19 protein-coding genes, 1 tRNA gene and 2 pseudogenes are annotated in these 23,385 nt (G+C 51.9%); 13 read left to right on the top strand and 9 right to left on the bottom strand.

Features of this window, described 5'->3' with window-relative positions:
* The first annotated feature begins 253 nt into the window (after positions 1 to 253).
* The 6 genes and pseudogenes from ACA373_RS16020 to ACA373_RS15995 all read left to right on the top strand — a co-directional run bounded on the left by ACA373_RS16020 (position 254) and on the right by ACA373_RS15995 (position 6,535).
* Positions 254 to 1,804 carry an MchC protein gene (locus ACA373_RS16020; protein WP_370734800.1) on the top strand — a complete coding sequence of 517 codons (1,551 nt, stop codon included), beginning with the start codon at positions 254 to 256 and terminating at the stop codon, positions 1,802 to 1,804.
* Positions 1,801 to 2,259, top strand: coding sequence for a toxin-activating lysine-acyltransferase (locus ACA373_RS16015; RefSeq protein ID WP_253455963.1), 459 nt, complete (start codon positions 1,801 to 1,803; stop codon positions 2,257 to 2,259). The genes ACA373_RS16020 and ACA373_RS16015 overlap by 4 nt, the downstream gene beginning before the upstream one ends.
* Positions 2,249 to 3,523 (top strand): HlyD family secretion protein, encoded by a 1,275-nt coding sequence (locus ACA373_RS16010; RefSeq protein ID WP_253455960.1) that lies wholly within the window; start codon positions 2,249 to 2,251, stop codon positions 3,521 to 3,523. The genes ACA373_RS16015 and ACA373_RS16010 overlap by 11 nt, the downstream gene beginning before the upstream one ends.
* Positions 3,516 to 5,615: a peptidase domain-containing ABC transporter gene (locus ACA373_RS16005; protein ID WP_253455958.1), complete on the top strand. Its 2,100-nt coding sequence runs from the start codon at positions 3,516 to 3,518 to the stop codon at positions 5,613 to 5,615. Before ACA373_RS16010 ends, ACA373_RS16005 begins: the two co-directional genes overlap by 8 nt.
* 396 nt (positions 5,616 to 6,011) lie before the next feature.
* Positions 6,012 to 6,187: pseudogene (locus tag ACA373_RS16000) on the top strand (DUF4400 domain-containing protein); the annotation flags it as partial.
* Between the two features lie 63 nt (positions 6,188 to 6,250).
* Positions 6,251 to 6,535 carry a hypothetical protein gene (locus ACA373_RS15995; protein WP_253455955.1) on the top strand — a complete coding sequence of 95 codons (285 nt, stop codon included), beginning with the start codon at positions 6,251 to 6,253 and terminating at the stop codon, positions 6,533 to 6,535.
* Positions 6,536 to 6,638: 103 nt separating this feature from the next.
* Here ACA373_RS15995 and ACA373_RS15990 read toward each other — a convergent pair whose 3' ends face one another.
* Positions 6,639 to 7,475 carry a hypothetical protein gene (locus ACA373_RS15990; protein WP_301253281.1) on the bottom strand — a complete coding sequence of 279 codons (837 nt, stop codon included), beginning with the start codon at positions 7,473 to 7,475 and terminating at the stop codon, positions 6,639 to 6,641.
* 231 nt (positions 7,476 to 7,706) lie between these two features.
* On the opposite strand from ACA373_RS15990, the pseudogene ACA373_RS15985 reads away from it, so the two are divergent.
* Positions 7,707 to 7,913, top strand: a pseudogene (locus ACA373_RS15985) (RAQPRD family integrative conjugative element protein); the annotation flags it as partial.
* Between the two features lie 267 nt (positions 7,914 to 8,180).
* On the opposite strand, the gene ACA373_RS15980 reads toward ACA373_RS15985, so the two are convergent.
* From ACA373_RS15980 to aspA, 5 genes are all read right to left on the bottom strand, one after another.
* Positions 8,181 to 8,256 (bottom strand) — tRNA-Phe (locus tag ACA373_RS15980).
* A 343-nt stretch (positions 8,257 to 8,599) separates the two neighbouring features.
* Positions 8,600 to 9,178 carry a transcriptional regulator gene (locus ACA373_RS15975; protein ID WP_253455949.1) on the bottom strand — a complete coding sequence of 193 codons (579 nt, stop codon included), beginning with the start codon at positions 9,176 to 9,178 and terminating at the stop codon, positions 8,600 to 8,602.
* A 63-nt stretch (positions 9,179 to 9,241) separates the two neighbouring features.
* The gene (dsbD, locus tag ACA373_RS15970; protein ID WP_370734799.1) at positions 9,242 to 11,206 is read right to left on the bottom strand and encodes a protein-disulfide reductase DsbD; all 1,965 of its coding nucleotides are present in this window, start codon (positions 11,204 to 11,206) and stop codon (positions 9,242 to 9,244) included.
* A gap of 200 nt (positions 11,207 to 11,406) precedes the next feature.
* On the bottom strand, positions 11,407 to 12,708 hold the full coding sequence (locus ACA373_RS15965) for an anaerobic C4-dicarboxylate transporter (protein ID WP_301253285.1): 1,302 nt from the start codon (positions 12,706 to 12,708) through the stop codon (positions 11,407 to 11,409).
* Positions 12,709 to 12,824: 116 nt separating this feature from the next.
* The gene (gene aspA / locus ACA373_RS15960) at positions 12,825 to 14,255 is read right to left on the bottom strand and encodes an aspartate ammonia-lyase (RefSeq protein WP_253455939.1); all 1,431 of its coding nucleotides are present in this window, start codon (positions 14,253 to 14,255) and stop codon (positions 12,825 to 12,827) included.
* Between the two features lie 315 nt (positions 14,256 to 14,570).
* On the opposite strand from aspA, the gene ACA373_RS15955 reads away from it, so the two are divergent.
* The 3 genes from ACA373_RS15955 (at position 14,571) to groL (ending at position 17,228) form a co-directional block, all read left to right on the top strand.
* Complete coding sequence (locus tag ACA373_RS15955; RefSeq protein WP_253455937.1) at positions 14,571 to 15,032, top strand: FxsA family protein; 462 nt, start codon at positions 14,571 to 14,573, stop codon at positions 15,030 to 15,032.
* 211 nt (positions 15,033 to 15,243) lie between these two features.
* Entirely contained in the window at positions 15,244 to 15,537 is a 294-nt protein-coding gene (locus ACA373_RS15950; protein WP_125290273.1) for a co-chaperone GroES, read from the top strand.
* Positions 15,538 to 15,581: 44 nt separating this feature from the next.
* Positions 15,582 to 17,228, top strand: a complete 1,647-nt coding sequence (gene groL / locus ACA373_RS15945; protein WP_125290274.1) for a chaperonin GroEL — start codon at positions 15,582 to 15,584, stop codon at positions 17,226 to 17,228.
* Between the two features lie 60 nt (positions 17,229 to 17,288).
* On the opposite strand, the gene ACA373_RS15940 is transcribed toward groL, so the two are convergent.
* The gene (locus tag ACA373_RS15940) at positions 17,289 to 19,385 is read right to left on the bottom strand and encodes an autotransporter outer membrane beta-barrel domain-containing protein (protein WP_370734798.1); all 2,097 of its coding nucleotides are present in this window, start codon (positions 19,383 to 19,385) and stop codon (positions 17,289 to 17,291) included.
* A gap of 923 nt (positions 19,386 to 20,308) precedes the next feature.
* Here ACA373_RS15940 and ACA373_RS15935 point away from each other — a divergent pair.
* Complete coding sequence (locus ACA373_RS15935; RefSeq protein WP_253455934.1) at positions 20,309 to 20,659, top strand: DUF4156 domain-containing protein; 351 nt, start codon at positions 20,309 to 20,311, stop codon at positions 20,657 to 20,659.
* Positions 20,660 to 20,715: 56 nt separating this feature from the next.
* On the opposite strand, the gene epmB is transcribed toward ACA373_RS15935, so the two are convergent.
* Positions 20,716 to 21,744 carry an EF-P beta-lysylation protein EpmB gene (gene epmB / locus ACA373_RS15930; RefSeq protein WP_253455932.1) on the bottom strand — a complete coding sequence of 343 codons (1,029 nt, stop codon included), beginning with the start codon at positions 21,742 to 21,744 and terminating at the stop codon, positions 20,716 to 20,718.
* Between the two features lie 41 nt (positions 21,745 to 21,785).
* On the opposite strand from epmB, the gene efp reads away from it, so the two are divergent.
* Positions 21,786 to 22,352: an elongation factor P gene (efp, locus tag ACA373_RS15925; RefSeq protein WP_125290277.1), complete on the top strand. Its 567-nt coding sequence runs from the start codon at positions 21,786 to 21,788 to the stop codon at positions 22,350 to 22,352.
* A gap of 259 nt (positions 22,353 to 22,611) precedes the next feature.
* Entirely contained in the window at positions 22,612 to 22,746 is a 135-nt protein-coding gene (locus tag ACA373_RS15920; protein WP_034939964.1) for an entericidin A/B family lipoprotein, read from the top strand.
* Positions 22,747 to 22,800: 54 nt separating this feature from the next.
* Here the strand turns inward: ACA373_RS15920 and ACA373_RS15915 are convergent, their stop codons facing one another.
* Entirely contained in the window at positions 22,801 to 23,325 is a 525-nt protein-coding gene (locus ACA373_RS15915; protein ID WP_253455930.1) for a lipocalin family protein, read from the bottom strand.
* Positions 23,326 to 23,385: the final 60 nt, after the last annotated feature.

Raw genomic sequence — 23,385 nt, 5'->3', positions numbered from 1 at the left:
ATCATTGACGCAATACTGACGCTTTGATAACTTTAAAAAAAATTTAATTTTATTCCTGTGGTGTCTAAAGGCTCTTTATTATAAATTCTGTACCCTTTTTATCTTCTGCTATTTCTTTTTGGATAAGAAAATGCTCAATAAAATACCCGCTGCTTATTATGTATCTTATGACCCTATTTAAGCGCGTTGGAAATTACCCGCCTAAAAAGAAGCAAAACGCATATCATCAAAACACGTTGGAGAATGCCAGCAAATGAGTCATTCCTCTTTGCTTTCAGGCCTGGCAGAAAATCTGGTGCCTTTTTATGCCCAACAAGTGTCATCCTCGTTGCTGTGGTGCGCTGCGGACGTTGAAGATCCAGAAGCACTACGCAACGCCTGTAGCTATCTGATCGATCCAGCCCGTTCCGCTGCGACCAAAAAGTTTTATGCGGAGCGTTATGGCGGTAGCGGCATTCAGCGCAACGGCGGCGGTGCCCGCTGCGGTTTTGACGGGCATTATCAGGTGAAAGGAATGGGGGCTAATCCCTTGGTGGGTAAGGGCTCAGACGAACGTCACTCAAATGGTACATTGAGCGCCGTTCATGCGCTTTATGAAGCTTTATGGAGCGAAGTGCTGGGGCAAATTCTCCCTTATGGCGCGGTGCAAACGCGCGCAGTTTTACTTATCGACAATGATATTGCCAACGCCGGTGAACTTGCGGCAGGCTCTTCGCGGCGGGCGCTGCTGATCCGTGAGCCTGTAGTGCGTCCGGCTCATTTCGAACGGGCACCCTATTTTCGGCCGCAGCCTGACTATGCCGGGCAACTATTGCATGATGCCCGACGGGTGAGTTCTGTCATCCGCCAGTTGCCGATAAGTTTGCCGATGCCGCCAGATGGCTTTAGCGAGCGGGCTTATCGCGATCTGCAGCGTTACTGCATCGAAGGATTATGTGAGCTTGCCAGACGCCAGGCACGGCAAATGGCATTTTGCCGGACACGTTTTTTGAGGTTAACGACGTCGCCATCCAATATCTCAATGGACGGCAAGCTGCTGGATTTTAATGGCCTGAACTGTCTGTTCCCGGACGAAAGTAGCGATAGCTTTGAATACCATCTCAGGCTTATGGCGCTGATGAAAGAGCCAGCAACGTTGCAAAAGGGGCTATCCAATCTTTGCCTGTACGCAGGTAAATATCTGTTCGATCCGGGATTCACGGTGACTGCCCGTCAGCAGACAGAAGACGTCTTTCAACAGGCTTTCCAGGACGCTTGCTACCGTGGCTATTTGGAATTGTTGGGTATAACCATTCCCTTACAGAAACCAGTGCCTGAAACGCTAAAACCTTTAGTTAAAAACTTTGTGGCATTTATTGCCAGGCCTGGCAACATGCCGTATCGCGTTGAAAAGAATAGATTTTCACTGGAAAACATTGTTACAGGTTTAATCCAGCGCTGCCAGGGACAAAGAGGTTTACATGATAATGACCTGGAGGAGGATAACCGCTTTCCGGAACTGTTGCGAAGTTATACCGACGCCATAGGCTGGCTGACCAGCACTTGCCATGAGCAGGGAGTTGATAACGCCGCAATGATAAAAGAAGTGGAGCAGAGCGCGCGACAAAAACTGCTGCCCCGAGCCTGTTTAGGCAAAGTGCAAATGTTTGAAGAAATAGCGCATCTGCTAAAAACGCATGAAAAAGATATTGTGTCTCTGAGGCAGGCATTCGTCGCAATGGGGATCAAAATGCAGACATTTGCTAACGACGTATTAGGCAGTAGCGCATTAGCCATTCACGGGCACCAGGCGAGAAAACAATGACATTGTATATACAGGAAACCGTAGATGGCCAGGATACATGGTCAGCCCAGGAACAGATTGGTTTTGCCGTTAGCTGTATGCTCCATAACCGTAATTACAGCCTCTATCCGGTTTTAACTATTCAGCTCTGGACCGAATACGCGATACAGCACCACCAAATAAAATTTCTTTTCGACGTGCAGGGTTTTCCACTGGCCTATATCACCTGGGCATACCTGGCTGCAGATACGGAAAAGAGATTGCTTGACGATCCAAAATTCCGACTGCACCCTTCTGAATGGAATGAAGACGGCAGGGTTTGGATCCTCGATTTTTGCTGCAAACCCGGTTTTGGCCGCAAGGCTATTGAGCGTTTTTCCCAACTACGACCTTGGGGTGAAGAACCAGTGCGCTGGTTAAGCCGTAGGAAGAAAATTAGAGTCGAAACATTCCGAGGAAGAAAATTTGTTTCGTAAGGAAGCAATAGAAAACAGGAAAATGCAATGGCATGGGCGTGCGATCTTATTGCCGGGCATTCCGCTCTGGTTGGTTATATTAGTCTCTGTCACTTTCATGGTGGCTTTTCTGGTATTTATTACGGAAGGAACCTATACGCGTCGAGTTAATGTCAGCGGAGAAATTACTACCTGGCCACGGGCGATTAATATTTACTCCAGCGTACAAGGGATCGTGGTGAAGCAGTTTGTCCATGAAGGGGATATCATAAAAAAAGGTGACCCTGTTTATCAACTGGACGTTAGCAAAAGCACGCCAGGCGGCGTCGTCAGTGAAAATCGTCGGAGGGATATTGAAAGCCAGCTGGTTCGCGTAAGGAATATTATCTCCCACCTGAAAGAAAATAAAAAAGTCACACTGGCTATGTTAGAACAACAACATATGCAATACAGTGATGCATTCCGACGCTCATCAGATATTATCAGACGAGCTGAAGAGGGCATAAATATCATGAAAGGTAATATGGAGAACTACCGGAAATACCAATCAAAAGGACTGATCACCAAAGATCAGTTGACTAATCAGGTGGCACTGTATTATCAGCAGCAAAATAATCTTCTTAACCTGAGCGGGCAGAATGAACAAAATGCGTTACAGGTAACCAATCTTGCAAGCCAGGTTCAGACGCAGGCGGCAGAATTTGATAATCGCATTTATCAGATGGAACTACAGCAATTCGACTTACAAAAAGAGTTGGTTGACACCGACGAGGGCGAAGAAATCGTTATTCGTGCTCTTTCTGACGGAAAAATAGATTCAATGAGCGTCACGCCAGGGCAAATGGTAAATGCTGGGGACAGTCTGCTACAGCTTCTCCCTCAGGTCATTGATCATTATTATCTCATTATTTGGGTGCCTAATGATGCTGTACCTTATATTTCACCGGGAGATAAAGTTAATATCCGTTATGAGGCTTTTCCGGCAGAAAAATTCGGCCAGTTTTCCGCAACGGTGACGACCATCACCAGGACGCCAGCCACAGCAAAAGAGATGCTCACTTATCAGGGATCTCCTGGGTATTCATCAGGCACCTCTGGCCCCTGGTATAAGGTAATCGTTAAACCTGAAAAGCAGATTATTACTTATGACGGGAAATTTCTGCCTTTGGAAAATGGTATGAAAGCGCAAAGCACATTATTTCTGGAAAAAAGAAAAATTTACCAGTGGATGCTTTCACCACTCTATGACATGAAGCACAGCGCCACAGGACAGGTAGATGAGTAGCACTGCTTTTAAAAAGATTGTGAATCAACTGGATTTGCGGTGGCAACGGCGAGTTCCGGTTATTCATCAGACAGAGACTTCAGAATGTGGACTCGCCTGTTTGGCGATGGTATGCGGACACTACGGCAAAAACATTGATTTGATATCGTTGCGACAGCGGTTCAATTTATCGACGCGCGGTGCCAATCTTGCTGGTCTCAACGGTATTGCAGAACAGCTGGGGATGGCGACCCGTCCTCTGTCATTGGCCCTAAGCGAGCTGGGCGCGCTGAAAATGCCCTGCATACTTCACTGGGATTTTAACCACTTTGTCGTGCTGGTCAGCGTGAAACGCAACCGTTTTATTCTGCACGATCCTGCCAGAGGACGAAGGCATATCGGGCTTGAAGAAATGTCGCAACACTTTACCGGTGTCGCGCTGGAAGTCTGGCCCGGCAGTGAATTTACAGAACAAACGGTTAAGAATCGCCTGAGCCTGCGTACGCTGATTAGTAGTATTTATGGCATTAAAAGTATGCTGGCAAAAATATTTTTCCTGTCAGTAATTATTGAGGCCATCAATCTGGTGATGCCGATAGGTACGCAGCTGGTGATGGATCATGCTATTCCGGCAAGCGATAAAGGATTATTAACTTTGATTTGTTTCGGATTAATGTTCTTTATATTTCTGCGAGCGGCAACGGGCATTGTTCGAGCCTGGTCTTCACTGGTTATGGGGACTTTTATTAATGTGCAATGGCAGTCTGGCCTGTTTAATCATTTGTTAAGGCTTCCTTTAACTTATTTTGAAAGGCGCAGGCTGGGTGATATTAATTCTCGTTTTGGCTCGCTGGATACGCTACGTTCTACCTTTACGACCAGCGTTGTTGGCGCCATCATAGACAGTATTATGGTCGTCAGTGTCCTGATAATGATGGCGCTATATGGTGGTTGGTTAACCTGGTTTGTACTGGGTTTTACTGCGGTCTATGTTATTATTCGGCTATTGACCTATGGTCATTACCGTCAGGTTTCAGAAGAAACGCTTGTCAGAGGTGCGCGTGCCAGCTCCTATTTTATGGAGACATTGTATGGTATAGCCACGGTCAAAATACAGGGAATGACGGAAAGGCGCGGAACACACTGGCTGAATTTGAAAATTGATGCGATAAATTCTGGTATCAAATTAAATAAGATGGATCTCCTTTTTGGCGGAGTAAATACGTTTGTAGCTACATGCGATCAGATTGCTATTTTATGGCTGGGCGCTGGGCTTGTTATCGATAACCAAATGACCATAGGTATGTTTGTAGCATTTGGTGCGTTTCGTGGCCAGTTTTCCGACAGGATTGCTTCACTAACAAACTTTCTCCTGCAACTGCGCATCATGAGTCTGCATAATGAACGTATTGCGGATATCGCTTTACATCAACGGGAAGAAAAAAAAGCGGATATCGACTATATCGCGACTATGAATCCGGTATCGCTGGAAATATCAGATATCAGCTACAGCTACGATAGTCAGTCAGCTGCGATATTCAGCAGCCTGTCGTTTTCAATTTCACCAGGCGAAAGTGTAGCGATAACAGGTAACTCTGGTTCGGGCAAGACCACATTGATGAAAATATTATGCGGGCTGCTTGAACCTGATACCGGTAAGGTAATCGTTAATGGGATTGATATCCGTCAGACGGGAATAAATAACTATCATAAAATGATTGCCTGTATCATGCAGGACGACAGGTTATTCTCTGGTTCAATACGTGAAAATATCTGCGGATTTGTAGAGAATGTAGATGAAAGCTGGATGATAGAGTGCGCCAGAACCAGCTATATTCACGATGTGATTATGAAAATGCCTATGGGTTATGACACGCTAATTGGAGAACTGGGTGAAGGACTGTCAGGTGGGCAAAAGCAGCGAGTTTTTATTGCCCGCGCACTTTATAAAAAGCCTTCTATTCTGTTCATGGATGAGGCGACAAGCTCTCTTGATAGTAATAGTGAGCGGTTTGTAAATGGAGAAATTAAAAAGCTCAATATTACAAGAGTTATTATTGCACATCGGGAAAAAACGCTTAAGGCTGTCGACAGAATTATTGCAATAAATTAGTTGCTTGTATGCACGGCGCAACATGGAGGCGTGGTGCATATCTTATAGCCAATGTCGGCTCCATTTTGCACGGGATTGGATGACACCTGCTGGATTTGCCGAAAAACCGGCCGTTTGCCAGAATAGGCAACCAGTTATGCCTGGATCAGATTCGGGAGCGGGGCCATACCGTCGGAGCTTCTTTACTGGCTGATGGATAACGTTTCAGCTTACTGCGCGTCAGCCATCTCTATTAAAAATAGTATTTAGGGTAATCCCTTGTAAGGCGAAGATGATTTTTGCATTAGGGCCATAACCGATAATTTTCATCGTCAACTTTGGTCTGCTCATCGAACTGACGTCGCGGTAAAAATCCTGTGGCATGTAATGAAACAGCCGCCACGCGTCGGGTAGGCGTCGAGTTTTGTGTATCACCATGCAAAACGAATGGTGAAACCCGCAATTTATGTCCCTGTATGCTGTATCTGTCGTGGCCAACGGCGGTATATCCCAACCTGCTGCTGTTGCCCGCCGCTATTTTGCTGGGTATTGCAGTGACGGTGACCACAGCTTCGTTTAAAAAGTACCTTTAGTAGTTGATCCTGATTGATATCTGAGTGAAAAATATGCAGGTGATTAATGACAGGAGAGAATATATGAAGGGATTCATTTTTAGTTTCATGCTGGGAACGATAGTGCTAAGCGCACCAGTTCTGGCCAGCAATGCTCAACAACAAGATGCTCAAACTATAAAGATTGAACAGTGGGCTGATTCGAACCCCGAGGAGTTCAATACATTTTTAGTTAAATGTAATGAAAACAAGGTGTTTAGATTAGATAACTTACGGTCTTGCAGTATCGCTTCTTCTTATAAGGCTGAGCAAATATCAAACCAGTATCGGAAAGAAGTGCAGAGCGCGCAGTCAGCTCCTTCGTACTAGAGTAGTAAGCTGGGCGGCGGCGCACAAAACTGGCTTTTGTGCGCTGTCGTCAGCAGACAAGCCCTGTAAAAACGGTTACTGGCGCGTCAGTAAGGGAAGTATTTTAAATTTGATACATACTCACTTCATTTTCCCAGCATAGCTGAATCATCCGCCATTGCTGTATTAACTCAGATAATGCCTGTACTCGACCGTCAATATAAACAAGTACGCCAGAGGGAAAACCTGGTAAAAATGGCGGTTCATCGCCTTTATAATATGATCCCGAATCCAGTTGTGTATTTTCGGGAAGCAGCTTGATAAGTTCTTCTGCTATTCGCTGTAGTTCAAAGATTTTATTTCTAAATTGGTGGGAGTATATATTAAAGGTAGGCAGGCCTATTCCTCTTCTGGCAAGCCCCCAGAGCGTTACGATAATCTTGTGATCAACTCTGAAAGTTCGGAACTGAGTTCCTTGAACCTTTAAACAAAATTGATAGATAGTGTCAATAAAAGGACTGGTGAAGTGGAGGTATTTTTCTGTTTCCCGACAGTCGTCAAGCGTCGTTCGTCCATATCCTGGATTCTTCCAGCGGTCTCTCCCCTCGGGGTTATTACTCTGTTGCGCCTCTCTTTTCCACTGAAAAAGATGTTCTGCTGGGAACATCAGTTCACAATTATCGACACGACGATGGCAAGTTGTACAAAGGTATATTCCGTTAGTTTGAGCGCTGAGTTGTTCAGGCGTCATATGTGGGTTGGATCGAGGGCCACTTCCCGACAGGCTAACAGCAGAATAAATATGGGCTACATCGCCCAGTTTTCGAGTTTTATTTTGTTCGGTGTAGAACTCAAGTAAATGCATACGGCAGCCAGGATTTGCACAACAATATCCGGCTTCCTCCATGACCATTTTTCTGGTTGCTTCTGTGAACTCCACCCTACCTGATGATAACGTCATGCTATTTTCTAACCTTCTGGATCAGACAGTAATAATTCGCTAATGATAACGCAGCGATAGATATATTGTTGTCTCTACTAATCAACTTGTATAGCGCTTTGGCTTGCTATTTGTTAATACGAAAATTATCAAAAAACCATAAACAGTTATCCCCTGACCCGTCTTCACATTTATCGCACCCTCACAGCACCCTAAATCACTGAGGAGTGCTTAACCTGACGAGCCGGCTGTTTGCTGGGGCTGACATTGCTGATCGCGTTACCCGTCCATGCATCTGAAAAAGATGAGCTGGCGTCTGCCCAGCACCTATTGATTCAAATACAGGCAGCACTTGAACGTGCTCGCGTTGCTGCCGTTCAGGCTGACCGGCCAGAACAGGGGCGTTTCTGGTTCGACTATTCCCGTGTCACATCGGATCTCAAAACCATCAATACCGGATAGGAATGTGGTTTTGCCGTCTCGCCATATTATTTTCACCATAACCTCACGACGGCGCTGATAACATCGTCGGAACGGAATCTTACGCTGGTGAAAGACTTACTGGGGCATCAAAGCGTCAGTACAACAAAATACGTGGGGCAGAATGCCCATTTGGCACCATCGGGAAGCGGGGGCAGACAGAGAGAAGGATAATATCTACTGGTAATCCAGTGATTTTTTGACGCATAAAGCAAAAACCCCCGCATAAGCGAGGGTTTGGAATAGTGGTGCCCGGACTCGGAATCGAACCAAGGACACGGGGATTTTCAATCCCCTGCTCTACCGACTGAGCTATCCGGGCAACGGGGCGCATTAAACCGTAAAGGCCGCCCGCCGTCAACGGCTTTGTCATAAAAAAGCGTTAAAGCGTGACTGACTGCCTGCTTTTCAGACAGTCAGCCTGAAAGTTATGCAAATCCATTCGGGACAGCCTGTCTTTCAGGCTTCCGTCGTGTGCGTTTCCTTTGTCAAAGAACGCGACGACCTGTGCGGCGCGGCGCACTTACAGTACAGGACGCTGATTAAACGCACCACCGCGCTTACGGCTCAGCGCGCCGCTCTGAGATCGCAGAAGGCTTCCGTGTTTACAGTTTAGCGCGCCGCTCTGAGGCCGCAGAAGGCTTCGGCGCTTACGGCTCAGCGCACTAGCTCAGTGCGCCATTCTTACGGCATAGCGCGATACTCAGCACGTCTTCCGCCAGCGAACGGGCCGTCACCACTTCCTGCACGTTGCGTTTCACCAGCAGCCGGCTCAGGCAGCCCTCCAGAATCAGCTCCATCTGATGAGCGAGCAGTTCCGGGTTATCGGTTTCCAGCTGGGTCAACAGCTCGTGGGTATATTGCCAGGAAGCGCGCTTCTGCTGTTCGGCAACCTGATGGATAGGGTGGTCCGGCTGCGGATAAAAGCTGCACGCGGCCACAAACAGGCAGCCGGGATAGCGGTTATTGTTAACGGCCTCCTCCAGCACCTGATAACGCGCCAGCAGCTTGCGTGCTGGCCCCATAGTGTCATCCAGCAGCAGCTTGCGCCGCCAGATATCAACCTGCTGGCTGTGATAGCGCAGGGCGTCATAGAGCAGCGCCTCGCGGTCGGGCCAGTAGCGTTGCAAATCTTCCTGTTGGCAGGCTGCCGCCTCCGCCATCATGGCGAAAGAGGTGGAGGGGGCCAGCCCGTTCTGCTCGAGTACGTTCAGTGCATGCTCGAGTACCTGTTCACGTTGCAAGCGACTCTCCTCTTGAATGCATTACTTTACGGTCGCGACCGTAAAATTCTTCTCTAGTGTCGTTTACTGCGACAATTTCTGCAAATGCTCCCGGAAGGCTGCGGCATCCATAAAACCGGTCACGCGCGAGCCGGGGATCTCTTTGCCGCTGGCGTCAAAAAACAGGATGGTAGGCAGCCCCAGCACGTTCAGCCGTGCCAGCAGCGCTTTGTCTTCTGCATTATTAGCCGTGACGTTCGCCTGTAACCGCTGCGTTTTATTCAGCGCATTCTGTACCTGCGGCTCGCTGAACGTATATTTTTCAAACTCCTTACAGGCTACGCACCAGTCGGCATAGAGATCCAGCATGGTGATGCCGTTATGCTGCTGCAACGCCCGATCGAGCTGGCTGACGGTGGCGATGCGCGTAAAGCTTAACGTCGTGCGGCTTGCCGCTGCAGGCGTACCGAACGCCCAATCCTGCAAAGGACGGGCCGCGACCAGCGCCGCCGCCAGCATCAGGATCTGCCCCAGGCGCAGCCAGCCGTTAGCGGATTTCAGGCTGATAAAGGCCCAGCCGAAAAAGGCGACGGCCAGCAGGCTCCACAGACGCAGTCCCCAGGCGTCGCCCACCACGCGCTCAAGCAGGAAGACCGGCAGCGCCAAAATCACGAAGCCAAAGCCTTCTTTTACCGTTTGCATCCACGCGCCGCTTTTCGGCAGCAGGCGGTTGCCGAACAGCGTCACCAGGATTAGCGGCAGCCCCATGCCCACGGCGTAAAGCCAGAGCGTGCCCGCCCCGGCCAGCATGTTGCCGCTTTGCGCGATATAAAGCAGGATGGCGCTGAGCGGCGCGGTAGTACAGGGCGAGCAGATCAGACCGGCCAGCGCGCCCATCAAAAAGACGCCCGGCAGCGAGCCGCCCTGCTGACGATTGCTTAACAGCGTTAGCCGGGTTTGCAGCGCAGAGGGGAGCTGGAGCGTAAACAGCCCGAACATTGACAGCGCCAGCAGAATAAACAGCACGGAGAGGCCAATCAGCACCGCTGGCGACTGCAACGCGGCCTGAAAACGCAGCCCGGCAGCGGCGACGATCACGCCCAACGCGGTATAGGTCAGCGCCATACCTTGTACATAGACCATAGCCAGCGCAAACAGGCGCTTCAGCGAATAGCGACGGTTGCCACCAAGGATAATCCCGGAGATCAGCGGATACATCGGCAGCACGCACGGCGTAAAGGCAACGCCGATGCCGATCAGCAGCGCCCACAGCGGCGAGAAGGGCAGTTTATGATCCGGTTGCGCGGGTTGCCCGACGAGGGCGTCGGTCTGCGTGCCGGAGGCCGCATTGCCTGCATCGGTCTGCATAGCGGAGGCAACATTGCCTGCATTAGTTTGCGCATCCGAGGCCGCATTGCCTGCATCGGTCTGCATAGCGGAGGCCGCATTGTCTGCATTAGTTTGTGCATCCGAGGCCACCTTGCCCGCATCGGCTTGCGTACCGGAAGCAGCATTTTCTGCATTAGTTTGCGTATTGGAAATCGCGTTACCTGCCTCAGTTTGCGTGCCGGAGGCCGCGCTTTCCGCATCCGCTGGCGGCTGGCTGGCGGCCGTCACTTCGTTCAGCGGCACGCTGCGGGTTTCCGGCGGATAGCAAAAACCGGCGGCGGCGCAGCCCTGCCAGGTTACGCTGAGCGTCGCGCCCTTTTTCGCTTCCAGCAGCGTTAAAGGCACCGTCAGGCTGTCGGGATAGATTTCCGTTTTGCCGTAAAACTCGTCTTCATGCGGTTTGCCCGCGGGCAGCGCCCAGTCGGCCAGCTTCGCGCCCTGTGCGGTCAGGGAGATTTGCTGGCGATAAAGGTAGTAACCGGGCTTCACCGTCCAGCTGAGCGTCAGCCGATCGGCCCGCTGGCTGAAATCAAAGCTGAAGGCCTGGTCGACGGTGCCGAAGTGGCTGTTGGCGTTGTTGCCAAACAGCGAGGCGCTGGCACTCGTACTAAAGAAGGCGATCAGCGCCAGCAGCAGGCAGGTTGTGATGCGTTTCATCATGACAGGGATCATTTTTCCACTACCGATATAAACCAGAAAACAGGCAGACTCCGACGCGGCGGAGATCTTATGCAAGGCGCAGACTATATCACGGCCTGGCGGCTGCGGCTGTTGCAGGATGTCGCACTGGAAGCAACGGAAAGGGTGTGGTTAAGGCGGGGTTTAACCAGGCGGGCCGTCAGCGCAGCCCGCCCTTATCGCTACAGGAACAGATTGGCGAAGAGAAAGCCAAAGGCGACCGACAGCGCAATCGCCAGCGTGCCGGGCACGATAAAAGAATGATTAAAAACGAATTTTCCGATGCGTGTCGAGCCAGTATCGTCCATTTCCACGGCGGCCAGCAGCGTAGGATAGGTAGGCAGCACGAACAGCGCCGAGACGGCGGCGAAAGAGGCTATCGCGGTATGCGGCGACACGCCCAGCAGCAGCGCCGCAGGCATCAATGCTTTGGTGGTGGCGGCCTGCGAATAAAGCAGGGTGGAGGCAAAAAAGAGGATCACCGCCAGCATCCATGGATAGTCGCGCAGCAGGCTGCCGGCAAAATCCTGAATTTCGTTGATATGCGCTTTGACAAAGGTATCGCCCAGCCAGGCGACGCCCATCACGCAGATGCAGGCGCTCATGCCGGAACGGAACGTGCTGGCGGAGAGGATCTTTGCGGTATCTACTTTACAGCTCAGGCAGATCAGCGCCGCAATGGTCAGCATAAAAATCACAATAGCTTCGTTGCGCGGCAGCACGGGGTTCTGGATCAGCCCAACGGTTTCGCTAATCGCGGTAGCGTAAAGCACGACGGCTATAATGCCGATCAAAAACAGCAGTACGGATAGCTTCGCGCCCGGTTTCTCTTTAAATACCGTTTCGCCGCGCAGCGTGACTTCGCCCTTTGCCAGACGCTGCTGATAAACCTGATCTTCATGCAGCTCTTTGCCCAGAAAATTGGTGATCATCGCGGCGATGAAGATCGCGACCATCGTGGAAGGGATCGCCACGGCCAGCAGGCCCAGATAGCTGACGCCCTTCGGTTCCAGAATGCCGGAAAGGAACACCACGGCGGCGGAAATAGGCGAGGCGGTAATGGCGATTTGCGAGGCGACTACCGCAATAGAAAGCGGGCGGGAAGGGCGAACGCCCTGTTCCTTCGCCACCTCGGCAATCACCGGCAGCGTGGAGAATGCCGTATGGCCGGTGCCGGCCAGCAGCGTCATTGCGTAGGTCACCAGCGGCGCCAGAAAAGTGATATAGCGCGGATGCTTGCGCAGCAGGCGTTCGGCCAGGCTGACCAGATAATCCATTCCGCCCGCGACCTGCATTGCCGCAATAGCCGCGATCACGCCCATGATGATTTCAATCACATCGAACGGGATTGCACCTGGCTTAATCTGAAACCCCAGCGTCAGGATCAGCATGCCCACGCCGCCAGCGAAGCCGATGCCGATGCCGCCCAGTCGCGCGCCCAGATAGATCGCCGCCAGCACGACAATAAGCTCAGGTAAAATCATAGTTTGCTCCCCTGGTCTGTTTGGTTATGAATTGGTTGATAGCATGTAACTTGCGGCATAAAAAAAGGCACGTCGTTCTGTGAACCAACGTGCCTTTTTTCGCTTACCGCGGCGGATTACTCTTCATCGGTGTAGCGTTTCGCTTTATAAACCGGATACATCAGGTTCTGGGTCGAGAAAATGTCGTCCAGCTCCGTTTCGGTCAGCAGGCCGCGCTCCAGCACCACTTCGCGCACGCTTTTACCCGTTTCGGCGCAAATCTTGCCGACGATATCGCCGTTATGGTGGCCGATATAAGGATTCAGATAGGTAACGATGCCGATTGAGTTAAAGACGTAGGCTTCGCAAACCGCTTTATTGGCGGTAATGCCGTCCACGCATTTCTCCAGCAGGTTGGCGCAGGCGTTGGTCAGGATAGACACCGACTCAAACAGCGCCTGGCCGATGACCGGCTCCATTACGTTCAGCTGGAGCTGGCCCGCTTCTGACGCCATCGTCACCGTCACGTCATTGCCGATAACCTTAAAGCAGACCTGATTAACCACTTCCGGCACGACCGGGTTGACCTTGGCAGGCATAATAGAAGAGCCGGCCTGCAGTTCCGGCAGGTTGATTTCGTTCAGGCCGGCGCGCGGGCCGGAAGAGAGCAGGCGCAAATCATTACAGATTTTCGACAGCTTCACCGCCAGGCGCTTCAGCGAGCTATGCACCATGACGTAAGCGCCGCAGTCCGAGGTCGCCTCGATCAAATCTTCCGCCGGTACGCACGGCAGATTGCTGACTTCCGCCAGCTTCTGTACGGCCAGCTGCTGATAACCATCCGGCGTGTTAAGGCGGGTGCCGATAGCCGTTGCGCCCAGGTTAACTTCCAGCAGCAGCTCGGCGGTGCGCAGGATGTTTTTGATCTCTTCCTTCAGCAGCACGTTAAACGCGTGGAATTCCTGGCCCAGCGTCATCGGCACGGCATCCTGTAGCTGGGTACGGCCCATTTTCAGGATGGTGTTGAACTCAATGGCTTTACGCTCGAAGCCTTCGCTAAGGTTGCCGATAGCGTCCAGCAGTTGCAGGATCGAGCTGTAAACCGCGATGCGGAAACCGGTAGGGTAGGCGTCGTTGGTGGACTGGCATTTATTGACGTGATCGTTGGGGTTCAGAAACTGATATTCCCCTTTCTGATGGCCCATCAGCTCCAGGCCGATATTGGCCAGCACCTCGTTGGTGTTCATATTGACCGAGGTCCCGGCGCCGCCCTGATAGACATCAACCGGAAACTGATCCATACATTTGCCGTTAATCAGCACTTCATCGCAGGCTTTGATAATGGCGTTGGCAACATTACGGGGAATGGTTTGCAGCTCTTTATTGGCCATGGCGGCCGCTTTTTTTACCATCACCATGCCGCGAACAAAGGCCGGAATATCGCTGATCTTACTGTTACTGATATAGAAATTTTCGATCGCACGCAGCGTATGAACACCGTAGTAAGCATCCGCCGGAACTTCTCGCATACCTAACAGGTCTTCTTCGATACGAATGTCGTTAGCCATGAGCACCTTCTTGTGATTGCTGCCGGTTATACTAGCCAGAGTCAGAATGATCCATGAGTCGCCATCAGTCCGGGACCGATATGTTAACGTTTTGCGTCATCAGGAGCATCACTATATTCGTTAAAATATTGACGCTTTTCACTTTATCGCGAGGTTTTTTTGGCCGTCGTGTTGCCGTTGTTTATCTGACGAGGCGGCAGGGAATTTTCCGCTGACGGTTGAAAAGACGGGGCGACGTGCCCATCTTTAATCGATACGATCCTTTTTTCGCCGCTATGCCTGGCGCATGGCGGCTCTAACCGACAGGAGACTGCGGTGCGCTGGTTACCGTTTTTAGTACTTTTTGTTCTCGCCTGGATTGAGATCACTATTTTTATCCAGGTCGCCCATGTGATGGGCGTGCTGCTGACGCTGCTGCTGGTGGTGTTCAGCTCGTGCATCGGTATTTCGCTGGTGAAAAACGAAGGCATGAAGAACTTTATGCTGATGCAGCAAAAGCTGGCGGCGGGGGAAAGCCCGGCGGCAGAGATGCTAAAAAGCGTCTCGCTGATCCTGGCCGGTTTTCTGCTGCTGCTCCCCGGCTTTTTTACCGACTTCCTGGGCCTGCTGCTGCTGCTGCCGCCGGTGCAAAAACACCTGACGCTGAAGCTGATGCCGCACCTGCGTAGCTGGCGCGGGCCTGGCGCGGGGCCGGACAGCGGCTATACCGTGGACGGCGAGTATGAGCGTAAAGACACCACGCTTATCGAACACGACGACAAGCACGACAGGCAGTAATCTTCAGAAAGGCGGGCAACCCGCCTTTTCTTTTATCCGCCGTTTCGCTGACTGTTATTTGTGCAGTTGTGACGCAGAAGCAAAATTTTTATTTTTTACCCCTTGAAAGGGTCGGGCGCTGTCCCTATCTCTTGCGTCACGAGGCCGGTGCCAGTGAAGCCCGGCATTCATCCCAAAATGACTGATTGGACTTCTCAAAGGAGAGCTATCAATGAAAATTCGTCCATTGCACGACCGTGTTATCGTCAAGCGTAAAGAAGTGGAATCTAAATCGGCTGGTGGCATCGTTCTGACCGGCTCAGCAGCAGGGAAATCTACCCGCGGCGAAGTGCTGGCTGTTGGCAATGGCCGTATCCTGGAAAATGGCGAAGTGAAGCCACTGGACGTAAAAGTCGGTGACGTCGTGATTTTCAGCGAAGGCTACGGTGCGAAAACTGAGAAAATCGACAACCAGGAAGTGCTGATCATTTCTGAAAGCGACATTCTGGCAATTGTTGAAGCGTAATTTACGTAACTCATTGAACGAAACGAATTTAAGGGATATTGATAATGGCAGCTAAAGACGTAAAATTTGGCAACGACGCTCGTGTTAAAATGCTCCGCGGCGTTAACGTACTGGCAGACGCAGTAAAAGTAACCCTGGGCCCGAAAGGCCGTAACGTAGTGCTGGATAAATCCTTCGGCGCACCAACCATCACCAAAGACGGCGTTTCCGTTGCACGTGAAATCGAGCTGGACGACAAGTTCGAAAACATGGGCGCGCAGATGGTGAAAGAAGTTGCCTCTAAAGCGAACGACGCAGCGGGCGACGGCACCACCACCGCCACCGTGCTGGCACAGTCTATCATCACCGAAGGTCTGAAAGCCGTAGCCGCGGGCATGAACCCGATGGATCTGAAGCGCGGTATCGATCAGGCCGTTATCGCTGCGGTTGATGAGCTGAAAAAACTTTCCGTTCCTTGCTCCGATTCCAAAGCCATTGCTCAGGTTGGTACCATCTCCGCTAACTCCGATGAGAGCGTGGGTACCCTGATTGCTCAGGCGATGGAAAAAGTGGGCAAAGAAGGCGTGATCACCGTTGAAGAAGGCACCGGCCTGCAGGACGAGCTGGACGTGGTTGAAGGTATGCAGTTCGATCGTGGCTACCTGTCTCCTTACTTCATCAACAAGCCGGAAACCGGTGCGGTTGAGCTGGAATCACCGTTCATCCTGCTGGCTGACAAAAAAATCTCCAACATCCGCGAAATGCTGCCGGTGCTGGAAGCTGTGGCAAAAGCAAGCAAGCCGCTGCTGATCATCGCTGAAGACGTTGAAGGCGAAGCGCTGGCGACTCTGGTGGTTAACACCATGCGCGGCATCGTGAAAGTGGCTGCGGTTAAAGCACCTGGCTTCGGCGACCGTCGTAAAGCTATGCTGCAGGATATCGCTGTGCTGACCGGTGGTACCGTTATCTCTGAAGAGATCGGTATGGAGCTGGAAAAAGCGACGCTGGAAGACCTGGGTCAGGCAAAACGCGTTGTGATCAACAAAGACACCACCACCATCATCGATGGCGTGGGCGAAGAGTCTGTGATCTCTGGCCGCGTAACGCAGATCCGTCAGCAGATCGAAGAAGCGACCTCTGACTACGATCGTGAAAAACTGCAGGAGCGCGTAGCGAAACTGGCAGGCGGCGTGGCCGTGCTGAAAGTAGGCGCAGCAACTGAAGTTGAAATGAAAGAGAAGAAAGCTCGCGTTGAAGATGCTCTGCACGCTACCCGTGCGGCAGTAGAAGAAGGCGTGGTTGCCGGTGGCGGCGTGGCGCTGGTACGCGTGGCGGCTTTGCTGTCCGAGCTGAGAGGCCAGAACGAAGACCAGAACGTGGGTATCAAAGTTGCGCTGCGCGCAATGGAATCCCCACTGCGTCAGATCGTTTCTAACGCAGGCGAAGAGCCATCTGTGGTCGCTAACAACGTGAAAGCGGGCGACGGTAACTACGGTTACAACGCGCAGACCGAAGAATACGGCAACATGATCGACTTCGGTATCCTGGACCCAACTAAAGTGACCCGTTCTGCGCTGCAGTACGCGGCTTCCGTTGCGGGCCTGATGATCACCACCGAGTGCATGGTCACTGACCTGCCAAAAGCTGATGCGCCAGACTTAGGTGCAGGCGGCGGCATGGGTGGTATGGGCGGCATGGGCGGCATGATGTAAGTCGGCACCCAGCCCCTGTAAGAAAAAAAACCTGCCAGCGATGGCAGGTTTTTTTTATGCCTAAAATCCGATGCGAAAGCCCAGATTGGCGGTCAGAGGGGATTCAACAGCACGCCCTTTTTGATAGGTGAGTTCGCTATACAGTGAAGCATCCCTGGCAAGGCTGATATCGATCCCCGCGCCGTAGCTTCCTGCGCTGGCGTTAGCGGCATCGTTAAAATCCCAGCGATCGTTCAGCCGGACTTTAGCGGATTTGGCGAGTCCGTGCGTTACGCTGGCCTTCAGGTAAGGATCAAGCACGGCTTTACCGAGCCGGACGCGTTTACCCATCTGCAATCCTGTTTCGGCCTGCACCAGGGATGGCTGATAAATTTGCGCTCTCATGCCGTTGCTCAGCGTCATTTGGCTTCCGTCAGCCCGAAAAACCATCATTCTGGCAAAAGGCTCCACCCAATAGTCATCCGCCAGTACGATATGCCAGCCGCCCTCCAGTGCGCCGCCCAGGCCGTACTGATTGTAGCCGCCGCTGACCGCCACGCCGTCGCTCATGCGCGTGTGCAGCCGGCTATTAAAGCGGTTCATTTTGATTGTCGTATCCAGATACAGGCCGCTATCGGCAAACCAGCTGGCGTACGCCCCGATACCGTAGCTGTCAATCTGGCTGTTGCCGCCACGAACATCCCTGACGGAATTATTGGTGATGGAGGCCATTACGCCGACAAGCAAGTTGCCTTGTCCTGCCGCAACGGCTTTATCACCGCCCAGTTCAAAGCCGTTCTGGCCCAGCTTCCAGCGGCTCGTCGCGCTGTTTATCCGGGTGTTTTGGTGAAGATAACGGCCCCAGAGCCCGCCATCGCCGGCTTCCCGACCACGAAGATCGCCCCGACGCTGACGCAAGTTTTGCAGTTCGTTAGTAAAAATAAGCCCTGGCGCCGCAGCCATGTTCAATACGGCATCTGCCGAAGGCGTAAGCGAAGGCTGCGGAGGGTTATCAGGCGCATCGGGCGTATCGGGCACGTCAGGCGTATCGGGTGCATCAGGCCGGGCGCTGTTAGCCAGATACCATGCATTATCTTTCTGGATCAGATCGTACTGCCAGACGCCCGCATCCACTTTCCCGCCATACAGCGCAAACAGCGCCGTATTGGTCGGTCCCTGCACTACCTTGAGCATGGCGTCTGGATCGTCAGGCTCCGCACCGCTGTTCGCCACGCGCAGTAAAAACGTGCCATAGAGGTCGCGGGTAATATTGAGCATATCGCCCTGCATCTTCTGCAAACTGGTATTCAGCGCAAACAGGCCGGCGCCGGTGAGGCTGTCGATCGTTAAGGTATGATATTTATCATTCGGGTCAACATCCGGCATCAGAATCGAGCCGCCGATAAATAACAATTGTTTAATGTGATTATCCGCCGTCATTTTCCACTGCGCGCTTCGGCCGATCTCCAGCGTACCCACACCGGTTATATTGCCTTCCAGCTGGCTGGCGCCGCTTAAAAGAACGTTCACCCGGCTGCTGTCATCCGCAAAAATATCACCCCTGGCATAAATGTTATAGAGTGAGAAATCCACCTGGCTATTATTAAGCGCTTCCAGCAGCTTACCTTCTTTACTGGTGACAGAAGGGGAGCCTGACGAATAATTGTTGCGGAGGGCGATGGCGGCATTACCCTGGTTAACGCTGAAAACGGCTTTCTGTGCGTTGATGGGAGAGTCGCTGACGTCAAACTGGGTTTTATTTTCTCCCGTTATAAATACGCCAACGTTGTTGCTGTTGATAACGGAGTGTTGACTGACGAAAACATTAGCGCCTTCCACATGCAACGCCCCGCAGCCGTTGATGGCGGCGCTCCCCGCATAACAGGCTATTTCATCGCCGTTGCTGGCGGTATTTAACGTTGAGTTATAAATGATCATATCGCTGTTAGCGGCTTCGAGCGCCGAGGCTGCCTTAGCCGACAGTGTGGAGTTGCTGATAAACAAATTGTCCAGCACGCCGTCGTCAGCGCTGTTACGCATTCTGATCGCCGTTCCGTCGCTGGTAATAACAGAATTCATAATATCAACGTTATCGACATCCTGAAGCAGGATGCCGGTGACGCCTATCGCCATTGCGCCCGTATAATCACTGGTGCTGTTGATATCAATCTTTTGCAAAATGGCGGAATCAGTATTTCTGATATCCATCACCGCAAAGTTATGGTTATTAAGTTTACTGTTTTCAACAATCAGGCTGCCGCTATAGACAGATAAAGGGGAAACTCGTCCCTGTCCATTAAAAACGTCGTCCTTAATGGTTACCGTTTTATTATGGTTATTTTGTCCGGTCCTGATACTGCCGTTTACGACAGAGGCATTAATATAAATGTCACCCAGACTGGCTGAGGAGAGCGGCCTGATATTTCCGGTATAGGTACTGTCAGAAAAAATAATATGGCTGTTATTGCTGTCTATATCGCCTGAAAAGATCGCATTGCTGTTCAACGACAGCGTTGAATCGCTAAACAGATGCGATTGCGGCGAGGGGGTAAACCCCGCTTCCGCGTTGCTGATGGTTAAGCTGCCGCCATTGGTAACGTTAAAAAGGGTTTCTTCGCTTTGCGGCGTATAAATATAAACATGCTCGTTATTAATGTTGACTATATTAGGGGCGCTAAAGGCGAGAGGTAAGTAATTTGTTAAAATTAATAAGCTGCACCCTGTGCCAACGAGTTTCAGTTTTTTTATTACCGGTGTTGAAAACATTGTGATGCCTTAAGAAATAAAGGAGAAAGCGTGGTGGGTAGGATTTATTTTATTTATAATAACATCCCTTTTCTTATTAAATTAAACCGGCATTCAACGCTATAAAGAATAATCCTAAACATCATCGGGTTGCGACGGCATCTTGCAATGGGTATGTATATAAAATGCGATAGTTATGAAAACTAATATTGGCATTTTATGATCAAGCAGGCGCTTTCCCCTTTCTTTTGCCATGCCCGTCGACTCTTTTTTTCATCGGCGCAGCAGAAGTTCAGGCGTATCGCCGATTTTATGTTAATCTGCGGATGAGTCTGTTAATAATAATGGAGATTAAAATGCGGATTAACGTCTTGCTGGGGCTCTCTGTCGCGGCGGTGCTGCTGGCGGGCTGTAGCAGCTCTACCAAACTGAGTTCAGCAGGTGAACGCGTCACCTTCACCGACCAACAACCGGCAAGCAGCTGTCAGCTGCTGGGCAACCTGACCGGCTCACAAAGCAACTGGCTGAGCGGTGCGGGCGGCGGTGAAAGCAGCTCTCTGCGCGGCGCGGCTAACGATCTACGCAATCGCGCGGCGGAAATGGGCGGCAACGTGATTTACGGCGCAACCAGCCCAACGCAGAACATTTGGTCAAGCTTCGCGCCGCTGGACAGCAAAATGAGCGGTCAGGTTTATAAGTGTCCCTGAGGCGTTAGCAGCACGGATTACCCGGACAGGAGAAGACTGCCGCTTCTCCTGTTTTTTTATTGCTGACGCAGCTGCAAATCAAGCGGCGTTTTGCTTGGCTCACCGCCAATCTCCCTTGCCAGCTTCGGCACCATATAGCCGGAAACCTGGCTCAGCAGTTCCCGCATAATATTCCTCGCCTGCTCGTCGGAAACGTAGAAGTGCGCCGCGCCCTGGACTTTATCCAGCACGTGCAGATAGTAGGGCAGGATCCCGGCGTCGAATAGCGCGTTACTGAGCTCCGCCAGCGTGGCGGCGCTGTCGTTGATGCCGCGCAGCAGCACGCTCTGGTTCAGCAACGTGACGCCCGCTCGCTTCAGCTGCCGCATGGCTTCCCGCAGCTCGTCGTCAATCTCGCGCGCGTGATTGATATGGGTGACCAGCAGCGTTTGCAGCCGTGTCTCTGCCAGCCGCTGGCAAAGCGCAGCCGTGATGCGCGCAGGGATAACCACCGGCAAACGAGTGTGGATACGCAGCCTTTTCACGTGCGGGATCTGCTCCAGCTCGGTTATCAGCCACGCCAGCTCGCTGTCTTTCGCCATCAGCGGATCGCCGCCGGAGAAAATTATTTCATCCAGTTGCGGCTGCTGTCGGATATACTCCAGCGCCTGCTGCCAGTTGCGCTTGTTGCCCTGGTTATCCGAATAGGGAAAATGACGGCGGAAGCAGTAACGGCAGTTGACGGCGCAGCCGCCTTTCACCAACAGCAGCGCGCGATTATGATATTTATGTAACAGACCCGGCACTACGCTGCTTTGCTCGTCGAGCGGATCGGTACTGTAACCTGGCGCATCGATAAACTCCTGGCTTTGGGTGATCACCTGGAGCAGCAGCGGATCCTGCGGATCGCCCTTTTGCATTCTTGCCGCAAAAGCGCGCGGCACGCGCAGAGCAAAAAGACGGCGCGCGTTGGCGCCGCCCCGAAGCTCAGGATGTGAATCAAGGCCTAAAAGCTGTAATAATTCATCAGGGTCGGTGATTACATCTGCAAGTTGATGCAACCATTCTTCTCGCGAAGGGGTATTTAGGGTTACAATGTGTGCCATTTTTTTGGCTAAGTACCAGTATTAAATTGTAGAGGGCCTTTATGGCGACTTATTCTAGCAACGATTTCCGTCCCGGTCTTAAAATCATGTTCGAAGGCGAGCCTTATGCCGTCGAATCCAGCGAGTTTGTTAAGCCAGGTAAAGGCCAGGCGTTCGCACGTGTGAAAATGCGTCGTCTGCTGACCGGCACTCGCGTTGAGAAGACCTTTAAGTCTACCGACTCCGCCGAAGGCGCAGACGTAGTAGATACCAACCTGAACTACCTGTACAACGACGGCGAGTTCTACCACTTTATGCACCCGGAAACCTTCGAACAGCACCCTGTCGAAGAGAAGACTGTTGGCGACGCGGCAAAATGGCTGCTGGACAACGCAGAGTGTATCGTGACGCTGTGGAACGGCAAGCCGATTCAGGTTCTGCCGCCAAACTTCGTTGAGCTGGAGATCGTGGATACCGATCCAGGCCTGAAAGGCGATACTGCCGGTACCGGCGGCAAGCCAGCCAAACTTTCTACCGGCGCGGTAGTGAAAGTGCCTCTGTTCGTACAGATTGGCGAAGTGATTAAAGTAGACACCCGTTCGGGCGAATACGTTTCTCGCGTAAAATAAGTGGTATGGGCCTGCCTGCGCGGGCCCTTATTTTTTCCCGCCCCATAAACCGCCTCTTTTATTGCTGTCACTCTAACGGCCTGCGCGCTGAGCGCAATATTTTCCACGGCTTCGGCAAAGACGCCCGGCACCCGGGCGGCGTCATCTCACACACTGTCAGCTGAGTTCCCGTCTTCCTTTCCGCCTCGCCAGACGCATTCGCGAAATTACGACTATGCTTAACACGCTGTACTTTACTTCTAATTAAAAGGAACTGGTTATGTTAAAGAAAAGTATTGTCGCGATCTTTTCCGTTCTGGTGCTCTCTTCTGCGCTTACCGCCTGTAATACCACCCGTGGGGTAGGCGAAGACGTGTCCGCAGGCGGACGAGCGATCCAGCGAAGCGCTCAGTAAAAGAGAGGCCGGTGTTTGCACACCGGCCTTCTTGTTTTCAGCCTTCACAGGGTATTAATCCTGCTTCACCCAAATCAGCTTGTTCACGTCAAAACCGGCCTGACGCGCCTTCGCCGTCAGCTCTTCTTTTACCTTGCCGTCGAGCTGCGGCGTGCGCGATAAAATCCACAGATAGTTTCTGTTTGGCCCGCAGACCAGCGCGTGCTGATAGTCTTTATCCAGCGCGATCACGTTGTAGCCGCCATAAAAAGGCCCGAAGAAGGAGACTTTCAGCGCCGCCTGGCTTGGCGAACCGGTAAAGTAGGCTTTGCCGATGCTTTCCTGCCAGCGCTGTTTTTTGACGTTAAAGCCGCGGTTGATCACCTTCAGCCCGCCGTCGTCGCGCTTGCTGTAGGTGGCGGTCACGTGATCCAGGCCGCGTTCGAAACGGTGATCCAGACGGGCGATTTCATACCAGCTGCCCAGATAAAGGTCGGCGTTGAAGCCTTCGATGGGCGTGACGCCTTTCGGCGGCGTGGTGGTACAGGCGACAGAGAGAAGGGCGCCGGCGCCTGCGGCCAGCATTTTCCAGAGAGACATAAGCGATTCCTTTGCGTTTGAACTGCTTAAGTATAGGCCATTTTGCGCAGGCGGCCCGAA

This window comes from Erwinia sp. STN24 (assembly GCF_041320675.1).
Lineage (GTDB): Bacteria > Pseudomonadota > Gammaproteobacteria > Enterobacterales > Enterobacteriaceae > Erwinia > Erwinia aeris.
This window is presented reverse-complemented; position numbering and strand designations above follow the sequence as displayed.